This window comes from Pseudarthrobacter sp. YAF2 (assembly GCF_052113345.1).
GTDB lineage: Bacteria > Actinomycetota > Actinomycetes > Actinomycetales > Micrococcaceae > Arthrobacter.
On sequence record NZ_JBFRDA010000008.1, the window covers coordinates 120,089 to 132,213 of the forward strand.

General features: G+C 66.8%; 9 protein-coding genes. 7 read left to right on the plus strand and 2 right to left on the minus strand.

From position 1 onward, the window contains the following. Positions 1-9 precede the first annotated feature (9 nt). The 3 genes from AB4Y79_RS10205 (at position 10) to AB4Y79_RS10215 (ending at position 2,684) form a co-directional block, all read left to right on the plus strand. Positions 10-1,071, plus strand: coding sequence for an adenosine deaminase (locus AB4Y79_RS10205; protein ID WP_441861032.1), 1,062 nt, complete (start codon positions 10-12; stop codon positions 1,069-1,071). Positions 1,072-1,333: 262 nt separating this feature from the next. Beyond that, positions 1,334-2,266 (plus strand): pullulanase X25 domain-containing protein, encoded by a 933-nt coding sequence (locus AB4Y79_RS10210; protein WP_441861034.1) that lies wholly within the window; start codon positions 1,334-1,336, stop codon positions 2,264-2,266. Positions 2,267-2,369: 103 nt separating this feature from the next. After that, complete coding sequence (locus AB4Y79_RS10215) at positions 2,370-2,684, plus strand: acylphosphatase (RefSeq protein WP_441861037.1); 315 nt, start codon at positions 2,370-2,372, stop codon at positions 2,682-2,684. Between the two features lie 79 nt (positions 2,685-2,763). On the opposite strand, the gene AB4Y79_RS10220 is transcribed toward AB4Y79_RS10215, so the two are convergent. Together AB4Y79_RS10220 and AB4Y79_RS10225 are read right to left on the minus strand one after the other, a co-directional pair. Continuing rightward, positions 2,764-6,423: a TM0106 family RecB-like putative nuclease gene (locus AB4Y79_RS10220; RefSeq protein WP_441861040.1), complete on the minus strand. Its 3,660-nt coding sequence runs from the start codon at positions 6,421-6,423 to the stop codon at positions 2,764-2,766. 125 nt (positions 6,424-6,548) lie between these two features. Beyond that, positions 6,549-7,274, minus strand: coding sequence for a GntR family transcriptional regulator (locus tag AB4Y79_RS10225; RefSeq protein WP_441861042.1), 726 nt, complete (start codon positions 7,272-7,274; stop codon positions 6,549-6,551). 184 nt (positions 7,275-7,458) lie between these two features. Here AB4Y79_RS10225 and AB4Y79_RS10230 point away from each other — a divergent pair, with 184 nt between their 5' ends. The 4 genes from AB4Y79_RS10230 (at position 7,459) to AB4Y79_RS10245 (ending at position 12,125) form a co-directional block, all read left to right on the plus strand. Continuing rightward, the gene (locus AB4Y79_RS10230) at positions 7,459-8,832 is read left to right on the plus strand and encodes an MFS transporter (RefSeq protein WP_441861045.1); all 1,374 of its coding nucleotides are present in this window, start codon (positions 7,459-7,461) and stop codon (positions 8,830-8,832) included. Further along, entirely contained in the window at positions 8,829-9,857 is a 1,029-nt protein-coding gene (locus AB4Y79_RS10235; RefSeq protein ID WP_441861047.1) for an L-idonate 5-dehydrogenase, read from the plus strand. The genes AB4Y79_RS10230 and AB4Y79_RS10235 overlap by 4 nt, the downstream gene beginning before the upstream one ends. A 94-nt stretch (positions 9,858-9,951) precedes the next feature. Then, a complete protein-coding gene (gene manD, locus AB4Y79_RS10240) occupies positions 9,952-11,163 on the plus strand; it encodes a D-mannonate dehydratase ManD (protein ID WP_441861050.1) in 1,212 nt (403 codons plus the stop codon). Then, the gene (locus AB4Y79_RS10245) at positions 11,160-12,125 is read left to right on the plus strand and encodes a PfkB family carbohydrate kinase (RefSeq protein ID WP_441861053.1); all 966 of its coding nucleotides are present in this window, start codon (positions 11,160-11,162) and stop codon (positions 12,123-12,125) included. Before manD ends, AB4Y79_RS10245 begins: the two co-directional genes overlap by 4 nt.

Consider the following 12,125-nt stretch of genomic DNA (forward strand, 5'->3'; position numbering starts at 1 on the left):
CCTGTCCGGATGGAAACCTACGCCGGTGGCAGCACCATGCCCGAATCCGAAGCGGACACCACGGAACCCGCGGTCCCCGCCAAGCCCCTCCCGGTGGCCGAACTGCACCTCCACATCGAAGGTACGCTTCAGCCCGAACTCATCTTTGCCCTGGCCGAGCGCAACGGCGTTGTCCTGCCGTACTCCGGGTTGGAAGAACTCCGGGAAAAGTATGAGTTCACGGACCTGCAGTCTTTCCTGGACCTCTACTACGCCAACATGGGCGTCCTGCAAACCGAGCAGGACTTCGCGGACATGACCCGTGCCTACCTTGAGCGGGCAGCTGCCGCCGGCGTCCGGCACGCCGAAATCATGATGGACCCCCAGGCGCACTTGTCCCGCGGGGTCCCGCTGGAAGCATGCGTCAATGGTGTGGCTTCCGTCCTGGCCACGTCCCGGGAGGTGTACGGCATCTCCACCGTCCTCATCGCGGCCTTCCTGCGGGACCTTCCGGAAGACTCAGCCCTGGAAGTCCTGGACCGGCTGCTGGCCATGAACGCGCCCATCGGAGCCATCGGCCTGGACTCGGCCGAGGTTGGAAACCCGCCTTCGAAGTTCGAGCGGCTCTATGCGAAGGCCCGCGAGGCCGGACTGCGGCTGACGGCGCACGCAGGGGAGGAGGGCCCGGCGTCGTACATCATCGAGGCCCTGGACCTCCTGGGCGTGGAGCGCATCGACCACGGAATCCGCTGCATGGATGACCCGGACCTGGTAGAGCGCCTCGTCGACGCCCGGGTTCCCCTCACCGTCTGCCCGTTGTCCAACGTCCGGTTGCGTGCGGTGGACACCTTGGCTGACCATCCGTTGCCTGCCATGCTGGCCGCGGGACTGAACGTCTCGGTCAATTCGGACGACCCTGCCTACTTCGGCGGCTACGTGGATGACAACTTTGCGCAACTGACAGCCGTGTTTGAGCTGTCCGACTTTGACAGGGCCCGCCTGGCTGCCAACTCCATCCACTCTTCCTTCGCATCGGAGGAACGGAAAGCCGAGCTCCTGGAAGAATTGAACGGCCGGGAAGTCACCGCCTGAGTACCCCCTGTGTCAGGGGCAACAGCGCGGCTCCCGGGCCGGTAAACTGGGAGCCGCAGGCGTGTCTGGGGAGTGCAGGGCAGCACCCATGTCGGCGCTTGGGGGTTATGCAGCCGGCCCTTACCCGAGACCTCCGCCTCACTTGGGGCACGATCCGCTTCATAGTCGGTCACGACACGCAGAGTTAACCAATTAAAGTCGCGCGATTTAATAGGCAGTTGGCAAGATGCCTAAGACCGATCGCTTTTATATAAGGGGAATCATGGCCAAGTCCACCGCAGAAAACACCTATCTTCGTCTCAAGACCGTCCTGGATGTCCTGACCGAAGGCGTGTGGTCCGGCGATGCACTGAATGCTGGCCAGGTCCTGGCGGAAGCGACAGCCCGCGTGCCGTTCAACGAACACGAGGCCGAGCTCCTCAGCGGCGGCATTCCCCGCGGCCACAAGACCCTTACCTCGGCGACCGCCAAGCTGGTCAAGGCCGGCTGGCTGGTCAAGGGCCGCACCGGCTGGACCATTACCGAGGACGGGATGCGTGCCACAGTCGCCTTCCCCGACGCGGTTTCGTTCGCATCAGCGCTCGACGCCGGCACGCCCGTTCCTGCCGACACCCCGGTCCCCACGGCTCCCGAAGGCTTTGTCCGCCCGGTCTCCGCCGCCGCCTCCGTCCTGGAGGTCCCGGCCAAGGATGACGCCACGGCAGCGAAGAAGGCTCCTGCGAGGAAAGCGCCGGCAAAGAAGGCGGCCGCCGCGGTGGGCAAGGCAGCCAAGGCCATCGAAGACGCCGTCGAACCGGTGGTGAAGGCTGTCCGGAAGAAGGCCCCAGCGAAGGCCAAGGCCGAAACCGCCGGGCCTGCAACCGAGCCGTTCGAAGGTCCGGACGTCGAAACCCTCCCGCAGCCGGAGGCCGTGGCCTTGGCCGGCGACTTCAACACCATCCTGGGTGCCCCCGAGAACTGGGCGCCGCAGTACGACGAAGCGCAGATGGAGTTCGATTTCCTGGACCAGCTGTGGAAGAAGAGCGCCGAGCTTCCTGCCGGCTACTACACCTTCAAGATCGCCCTGAACCGCTCCTGGGACGAAAACTACGGCGCCTTCGGGGCATTCGATGGCCCCAACCACGAACTGCACCACGCCGGCGGTACGGTGACCATCCGCTACAACCACGCCACCCGCGACATCACCATCAACTAGCTGGTACCTCCTCCCGGCCGGGGCACGCAGCGTTAGGAACCGCGGTTTCAGTACGTGCGTGCCGCCCGGCCGGGAGGGGTTGCCGGTCCCGAGGAGGAACGCCATGGGCAGGCACGCAGGTTCACCGCAGGACGGTTCGGCGCAGGATGCCGTGCGGCTGGACGCGCGGGTGTTCGGCATGGTCCAAGGTGTGGGCTTCCGGTACTGGACCATGGCCAAAGCGGAGGAGCTGGGGTTGTCCGGTGAGGTGACAAACCTCGACGACGGTTCAGTGTCAGTCCTTGCCGAAGGCCCCGAGTCCAAGGTTCGGCAGCTCCTGGAATGGCTCAACTCCGGCAGCACTCCCGGCCGGGTGGAGCGGGTGGACGGGGCGACGTCACAAGCCGGGGGACACTTCCGCGGTTTCCGGGCACACTGACCGTCCAACAGACAGGCCCGCTGCTGAAAAAACAGACAGCGCTGGACAAGCAGGATGCACTGGACAAAAAACGCCGGGCCTACTCCCGCGGGCTGAGGCCGATGAATGCGCCCAGCTCCTCCAGTGCCGCCGGTTTGTGCGGCATATAACTGGTGAGTTCGGGGGAGCGGATGATGACGGCCCGCCATTGACCGCGTGACACTGCCACGTTGATCCGGTTCCGGTTCAGCAGGAATTCCGCGCCGCGTGGAGCCTCCGCTACTGCCGAACAGGCCATGGAGACGAACACCACCGGCGCTTCCTGGCCTTGGAACTTGTCCACGGTGCCCACCCGTACCTTCGGCAGCCCGGCTTCCGCCAACGCTTTCCGGACCAGGTGCACCTGGGCGTTGTAGGCGGCCACCACCAGCAGGTCCTGTTGCTCAAGCGGACGGGACCCTGAATCCGGGCCGCACGTCCACTTCAGGCCGAGATGGCGTCGGGCCTGGCGCACCACCTCCTCTGCTTCCTCCTTGGAAGCAGTAGCGTTGCCGCTGTGGTTGACGAACACCGTCTCCACCCCGGGCGGCAGCCCGTCGAGTTCACGCAGGCCCGCGGCCGGTGCGGACTGCAGCTTTCCGTCGTAGCTGAGGTTCGATACCGCCCTGCACAGCTCCGGGTGCATTCGCCAGGTATCGGCGAGGAAGTAGCCCAGGCTCGCGGGAAGCGTTGCATGCCCGGCCGCGAGCCAGCCCAGGGCAGACTCGTCCACCGGCTCCGGATGAGCCCCCTGGGTGACCTGCGGCAGCTGCTGGGGATCACCCAACAGGAGCAGCCGGTTTGCAGCGCGGGACACGGCGAGCGTGTTGGCCAGCGAGAACTGCCCGGCCTCGTCGATCACCAGCAGGTCCAAGGACCCTGCGGGGACTTCCTTGCCGGTCATGGTCCACGCGGTGCCGCCCACCAGGCAGCCGCCCGGTGTGGCCAGCAGGCGGCCGACGTCGCTATCGTCCGTTGCTGCCCACGGGACCGGGTGGGGCGCGGCGAGCTTCTTGGCAACAACGCAAGGGTCGACTCCGCCGGCCTCGATGGCGCGGCAGAGCAGGTTTTCAACCACGTTGTGCGACTGCGCGACCACGCCTACCTTCCATCCCTCCCGCACCAACTGGCCGATCACGTGCGCACCGATGTGGGTCTTGCCTGTACCCGGCGGCCCCTGGACAGCCAGATACGAAGCATCGAGGTCCCGCAGGGATTCGGCAATGGCCGCGGCATAGTCGGCCGCCCCGTCCTCCCGGTGGCGGACTTCAGCGGGGGCGCCCAAGCTGCCGAACCGCGGGGGCACCTTGCGCAGGATGTCCAGGCCCGGCTGTGCGGGCAGGCCCGGCACGGTGGATCCGACGGACCGGGCAAGTTCCGCGATGGCGGCCTCGATGTTGTCTGTTGGTATGGGCGTATCCTCGGTCAGCGCTATCGGGAGGTGTGGGTAGGCCGCGACCTTCCTGGATTCCCGCTCAGAGATGGTGATGATGGTGTGTTCCGGGTTGTCCGGAGCCGCCGTGAGATCGTGGATGCGGGTCTTGAAGGCATACGCCCGGGCCTGTGGAGCCGCGTTTGGGGCAGCCATGCCCTCGGGGCCCGGAGCGTCATAGAGCCGGCACCAGGTGGAATCGACACGGAAATCGGAGCCTTCCGTCATGGTTCCGCGGAGCTTCAGGACCCGGGTGCGCATCCGTTCGCGTGGTTTGGCCAGGGCCCAGTCGGACATGACTTCCGCCGATGACACCACGAACACGTTCCGCTGGTCCGACCAGTTCTCCACGGGCGCTTCGACGCGGTCGAAGTGCTGCCACCAGAACTGTTTCCGTTCGCGCCGGTGGTACCCGGTGGCCGCTGCAACCATGGCGATGGCCCGCTCGTCAGCGGTCCAGGGCCGGTCATCAGGGAGGCCCCCCAGGTACTCGCGCAGCTGCACTTCCTCCGGGGTTTCGTCCGGCGGATGCGGGCGGTCGTCGTCGGCGGGAGGTCCGGCCGGCGCCGCCGTGGCCACCGGCAGTCCAGCGGCGTTCGCCGGCTGCCCGGCGGATCCGGTGTCCTTCAATGCTTGGGGGGCGATTTCCAGCAGCCAGTCCCGGAGCCGAAGGGTGGAAAGGCAGTCGTACTGGTTGTAGTCCGAAATGGAAGCCAGGATCGCGTCGGCTTCCTCGTGTCGGCCGGCATCTCGGGCGGCACAGTAGGCGGCATAGGCCACCACGGAGGCGCCGGCGTCCTTGACGTCCCCGGACCGCAGGTTGTCTCCCATGTACAGCGGTTCCAGTTTCTTGATGGAATACGAGGCCTCGGAGATCCGGATGGAATGCCGAACGGTGGCGTACAGGTCCACCAGCAGTCCCTGCCGGAGCCAGTGGTCCACCGTGTCCTCGCCGGCCTGGTGCACGAGCGAAAGGTTCCGCAGGGCTGTTTTTTCGTAGGCCGCGTAGTGATAGACGTGCATTTCCGGGTACTGGGCGCGCCGCTTCTCCACATATTCCAGGAACTCCAGGAAGGCGCGGCGTTCACCGGATCGGGAATGCGCCCAGAACGGACGGAATACCGGCGCTCTTCCGGTGTCCGCCGCAGGGGCCTCGACGACGCCGAAAAGGTATTCGATGCCCCACGCGCCGGTGGCTGGATCCTGCCAGAGCGGATCGCCTTCGAAGTCGAAGAAGATGTCTCCGGCGCTCGGAGCGGGAAGCGAACCGATCGCGTTGTCCGCAAGGACTGTGTAGGAGACCGTGTGGGGCTGCCCGTCCTTGGTGAACGTGCGGGACCCGGCGGCGGTGTCCATGCCCAGCTGCATCCGGGCCTGCGCACGGAGGCGGGCCAGTGAGCCTTGTGCATCCGGGGCGGGCATCGCCGCAAGCTGGTCGATTGTGGTGATGTTGGCGGCGTGAAGTTTGCGTCGTTGCACAACGGACATCCCCGCCACCATCAGCAGGTCCCGGTGGAGCGTCACCTGCTCGGCGCAGTAGTCGCAGCGGCCGCAATGCACGACGCCGGGCTGTTGCCACTGCGCGGGGGCGTCTGCGGCGCGGTGGCCGGCCGTAAGGTGCCGGAAACGGCGGCGCCGCTCACGGAAGACGGGAAGCAGGTCCGGCAGGGAATGGCTGCTTCGGAGCCAGTCCTCGCCCACCTTGGTGCCGAGCACCAGTGTGACAACGGGCGAGGGTTCCAGCCCCATTCCCAGCAGTTGGTCGCCGTATGCGGCGAGTTGCAGCAGCGCTCCTACCTTGGCGTGGCGGGCAAGTTTGGTGTCCCATACCTCATAGCGGCCCGGGTTTCCGGTGCCCGCGGCCTCGTTCACCAGGAAGTCCGCGTAGCCCAGGAACTCGCCGTCGAAGAAGGTTGCCTGGAACACCACGTCTGCGCCGGAGCGGAGGGCAAGTTCGGTTTCCGCGTGCTTTGCCTGCAGCTCACCGCGGAGGTTCTGGCCGCGCTCCAGGGAGTAGACACCCGCTCCGCGGCTGGCATCCCACTGGCCATACTTGGCCAGCAGGCTCGCAAGTACGGTCTGCTCATGCTGGTCGCCCAACCGGCCTGCCCGCTGCTGCATCTCGTCAGCAGGGAACTCCGCTTTGGCTGCGCGGCCGAGTTTTTCGTCCAGCACGCGGAGCGTGCGGTACTCGCATTCGCTGGCGGCCACGAGGTCGCTGGCTGAAAAGACCAGGTCCGGGGCCACGCGGGAACCGCCGTCAACACCGGCAGCTTCAAGCAGGAACACAGTGCCTCCCCATCGATGGCCTGGGCAGGGAACGCTTTCCTGGCCAAGTTTGAACCTGCTCCAAACGTAGCAAGAGGGTCGGACAAACGGGCACTACCAGCTTGCCGGACCTCCCCCAAAGGAGGTTAAGCCAGCCGTGCCACGCTGCGCCGGGACGGACGGCGTGCCTCGCCGTCGGAAAACAGCTCCGGTGTGGCTTCCTGGATCCGCTGGACGTCCTCGAAGACTGCGCGGAGATGGAGGCGCAGGCTGCTGTCCGCATCCCGGAGGTTGTTGGCCTCCAACGCGTCGACCACGGCGGTGTGCTGCTCGATCAAGGTGGACACCGGCCGTGTATCCAGCAGGCTCATCCGGCGCGCACGGTCCAGGTGCGCCTTGGCGGAGTTGACGGCGGCCCAGGCTGATTCGTGTCCCGCAAGGCGCAGGAGCTCGCGGTGGAAATCTTCGTCCAAACGGAAGAATTCCTCCACGTCGTCCTTGGCGTCGGCCTCGGACTGTGCCTGCAGGATGGTCCGCAGTCCAGCGATGCCGTCACTGTCAACAGCGAGGTCCCGCAGGGAGGCGCACTCGATGGCCTCCCTGACGAACTGCGCTTCCGAGACACGCCCCAAGTCGACCAGGGAGACGAACGAACCGATCTGGGGGAACACCTGAACGAGCCCTTCCTCACGAAGGAGGATGAGGCTTTCGCGGACCGGAGTGCGGCTGACGCCCAGCTCCTGGGCCAGTTCGTTCTCGGACAACGGCTCGCCAGGGGGCAACTGCAGCGAAATGATCCTGCGTCGGAGCGTTTCAAGGGTTTGGTCGCGCACCGAAAGCCGGGGGGTAGCGCCTCGTTTATCCGTTGCCATGCATTCAGTCTAGCCCGTTGACACACTAGAATGGTAGTGCTTGTATGGTAGTAGAAATCGTCCGGCTGCCGGTCCCTGTTGTCCGCACTCAGCGGCGCCGGATACGGCAGCCCCAGCTACCCCGGTAACGCTTCATCCCCATCCACAGCATCACCTGCAAAGGAGCAACTGATGACCGAAAGCATTGCGCCTCCCACCTCCCGCCAGGGCGGAGGCCGCACGCACCCGCGACCTCGCCAAAGTCGCCGTCTCCGGCTGGCTTGGCACGGCCATGGAGTTCATGGACTTCCAGCTGTACTCCCTGGCGGCCGCCATCGTCTTCAACAAGATCTTCTTCCCGGACGTCAGCCCCGTCATCGGCTTGATTGCCGCCATGGCCACCTACGGCGTCGGCTATGTTGCCCGCCTGTTCGGGGCCGTGTACTTCGGTCGCATGGGTGACCGGATCGGCCGCAAGAAGGTCCTCTACATCACCATCGCCTTGATGGGCGCCTCCACCACCCTCATCGGCGTGCTGCCCACCTACGCCATGGTCGGCATCTGGGCCCCCATCCTCCTGGTGGCCCTGCGCCTCATCCAGGGCTTTGGTGCGGGCGCGGAAATCGCAGGTGCCACGGTCATGCTCGCGGAATTCGCCTCCGCCCGCCGCCGCGGCATCATCTCCTCGCTGGTCTGCCTGGGCACCAACTCCGGAACCCTCGGCGCCTCCGCCCTGTGGGCCATCCTGGTGTCATCGCTGTCCCAGGACCAGCTCCTGAGCTGGGGCTGGCGCATCCCGTTCCTGGCCAGTTTCGTCATCATGCTGTTCGCCATCTGGATCCGGCGCTCCATCAAGGAAAGCCCGGTCTTCGAAGAGCGCGTTGACGTAGTGGACGGCGTTGCACTGTCCAAGCGCGAAATCGCCGCGGCAGAGGAACTCGCCAAGACAAGCACCATCGAAGCGGCCCTGCACCAGAAGAAGGGCAAGGCGTTCCTGATTGCCTTGGGCCTGCGCTTCGGCCAGGCCGGCAACTCCGGACTGGTGCAGACCTTCCTGGTGGGCTACCTGGCCACGGTCTTGCTGGCAGACAAGAGCGTGGGCACCAACGCGATCATGTATGGCTCGCTCCTCGGCTTCGTCACCATCCCCTTGGTAGGCCTTCTTGGAGACCGTTTCGGCCGCCGCCCGCTGTACCTGGTGCTCAGCGCCCTCACCGTCGTCTACGCCATCCCCATGATGCTCATGATCACCAGCGGGAACAACGCACTGATCACCATTGCGATGGTGGTCGGACTGAACCTTGGCGTCCTGGGCCTGTTCGCCATGGAAAGCGTGACCATGGCCGAATTCTTCGGAGCCCGCACCCGTTTCACCCAGCTTGCCCTGGCCAAGGAAATCGGCGGCATCCTGGCCACCGCCATCGGTCCGTTGCTGGCAGCCACCCTCACCGCAGTCACCGGACACTGGTGGCCGCTCGCCGCGATGCTCATCGGCTACTCGCTGATCACCCTGGTTTCCGCCGCCGTCGGCCCGGAGGTCCGTGGCCGCGACATGGTCCGGCTTGAGGACGCAGTATGAAGGCGGTCGTCGTCCACGGCGCCAACGACCTGCGCATCGATGACCGGCCGGAACCGGTTGCCGGGCCGGGGGAAGTAGTGCTCGACGTCGAATGGGGCGGCATCTGCGGAAGTGACCTTTCGTACTGGCGCCACGGAGCATCCGGGACGGCGGCGCTGAAGTCACCGCTCGTCCTGGGCCACGAGGTTGCCGGCCGGATCGCCCAGCTGGGCGCCGGCGTCGACCATCTCGAGGTGGGCCAGCCCGTCACGGTGCACCCGGCCGAACTGGTGGGGGACGGCACCATGCCGGAACGCCTGCGCGGCCGGACCAACCTGTACCCGCAGATCCGGTACTTCGGCTCGGCGGCATTCGATCCGCACACGGACGGCGGCTTCAGCGAACGGAAGCTCGCCAAGGCGTTCCAGGTCCGTGCCCTGCCCGACGGAGTGGACACCCTCCGCGGTGCCCTGGCGGAACCACTCGCCGTCGCCATGCATGCCGTCAGCCGTGCGGGCAATCTCCAAGGGCGCGACGTGCTGGTCAACGGCGCTGGACCCATCGGATCGCTCGTGGCCGCGGCCGCCAAGTACGCCGGGGCCCGGACCGTGACCGCTACCGACATCAGCGACGCGTCGCTGCGGATTGCCAAGGCCATGGGTGCAGATGAGGTCCTCAATGTCTCCGGCAATCCGCTGCCGGCCGACGTGGAAATCGTCTTCGAAGCCACTGGCCTCCCGGCAGTTCTGGGCGGGGTCCTTCGCGCCACCGCCCGCGGCGGGACGGTCATCCAGGTGGGCAACCTGCCAGGCACGCCGGCGCCGGCGGCGCTGGGCGACCTGGTCACCCGGGAGATCACCTGGATCGGGTCCTACCGGTTCGTGGACGAAATCACCGACGCCCTGCACGCCATGGCAAACGGGCTGGACGTCTCGCCCGTCATTACCCACAAATTCGGCATCGACGAGGCACAGCAGGCCATGCAAACCGCCGCGGACCCCGCCGCGGGCAGCAGCAAGGTCATGCTCCACCTCGGCGGATCCTGAACCACCACCCACCCCGCAGCCGTTGCCGTCCCGGTCCGCCGGAACGGCAACGGCCGCGATCCAGCTTGCCCAACCACCACCTGAAGGACTCCCAGTGAAGATCACCGACGCACGGGTTGTGGTTTCGTCACCCGGACGGAACTACGTCACGCTCGTTATCGAAACCGAGGACGGCGTCACCGGCGTCGGCGACGCCACCCTCAACGGCCGCGAGCTGGCAGTAGCCTCCTACCTCTCCGAACACCTGTGCCCGCTGTTGATCGGCCGCGACGCCCGCCGGATCGAAGATGCCTGGCAGTACTTCTACAAGGGCGCCTACTGGCGCCGCGGTCCGGTGACCATGACCGCCATCGCCGCGATCGACGTCGCGCTCTGGGACATCAAGGGCAAAGCGGCCGGCATGCCGGTCTACGAACTCCTGGGCGGGGCCGCGCGGGAGGGCGTGATGGTGTACGGCCACGCCAGTGGCACAACCCTGGAGGACCTCAGCGCCGACTTCCAGCACCACCTGGACCTTGGCTACAAGGCGATCCGCGCCCAGGCAGCCGTGCCGGGCCTGGACAAGACCTACGGCATCGCCCCGGTGGACGGCAAACTGTACGAACCGGCCAGCGGCAACGTGCCGCAGGAAGACACCTGGGAAACCACTGCCTACCTGGACTTCGCGCCGAAGATGATGGCGCACGTCCGCGACCAGTTCGGCTACGGCGTCCACGTCCTGCACGACGTACACCACCGGCTGACCCCCATCGAAGCCGGCCGGCTGGGCGCCTCGCTGGAGCAGTACCGGCCGTTCTGGATCGAGGATCCGACGCCGGCCGAGGACCAGTCGGCGTTCCGCCTGATCCGCCAGCACACCACCACGCCGGTTGCCGTCGGCGAAGTGTTCAACTCCATCTGGGACTGCCAGCAGCTCATCACCGAACGCCTGATCGACTACATCCGCACCTCCGTCTCGCACGCCGGCGGCATCACGCACCTGCGCCGGATCTTCTCCCTCGCCGACCTCTACGGTGTCCGTTCCGGCTCGCACGGTGCCGGCGATCTGTCCCCGGTGTCCTTCGCCGCCGCGCTGCACGTGGACATGTCCATCCCGAACTTCGGCATCCAGGAATACATGGGCCATCGCGACCCCGCAGGCGACGTCTTCAAGACCTCGTACACCTTCGCGGACGGCTACATGCATCCGGGCGACGCCCCCGGGCTGGGCGTAGAGTTCAACGAGGAAGCCGCCGCGCGGTTCCCCTTCGACCCCAAGTACCTGCCGGTCAACCGGCGCCTGGACGGATCGGTGCACGACTGGTGAACACTGCAGCCCACGAATCCTATGACGTGGTGGTGATGGGGGAGATCCTCATCGAAGTCGCCACCGACCAGCCCTTCGGCCATGGCGTTCCAGCCCGGCTGGGCATCTCCGGAGACGCCCTCAACGTTGCCGCGGCGGCCGCTGCCGCGGGTGCCAGGGTGGGCCTGCTGTCCGTGCTCACCGACGACGACCTGGGGCAGGCCATCGCAGCCCGGATCGCCGAGTTGGGCATCTCCACCGATCTGTTGACGTACCGGCGTGGGCAACAAGGCGTCTACCTGGTGCACAGCGACCCCGACGGCGAGCGCGAATTCTCCTACGCCCGCAGCGGCAGCGTCGGCTCCAGCTTGGGACCGGACGACGTCGACCCGGACGTTTTCGCCGCGGCCGGCGCGGTGGTGGCTGGCGGCATTGCCTGCGCCATTTCGACGACGGCACGCGCCGCCGTCGTCAAGGCCGCCTCCGTGGCCACACGCTTTGTCTACGATCCCAACTTCCGGCCCCGGCTCACCACCGTGGCGGACGCGGCGGCGGCACTGACCGAACTTGCCCCGCAGGCCTTCCTGGTGACGCCCTCGTTCCCGGGCGAGACGGCTGCCCTGCTGGGGGTGTCCACTCCCCAGGAAGCCGTGGCCAGACTGCGCTCGCTGGGCGCCAACGCGGTGGCCGTCACCTGCGGTGCCAAGGGGGTCCAGCTCGACTCCGGCGTGGACTCCGTATGGGTGCCGGCGATTCCGGCGCCCGCGGTGGTGGACCAGACCGGCGCCGGAGACGCGTTCGTGGGCACGCTCACCGCACGCCTGGTGCTGGGAGACGACTTCCCGACGGCGGCACGGTACGGTGCTGCCGCCTCCTCGCTGGTGGTGGGGGGCAAGGGCGGCACGGGCTTCATCCCCACGTTCGAGCAGACCCGTGCGCACGCCGCGGCCTCCTCAAAGGGGGCCGTGTCATCGAACGCCTGA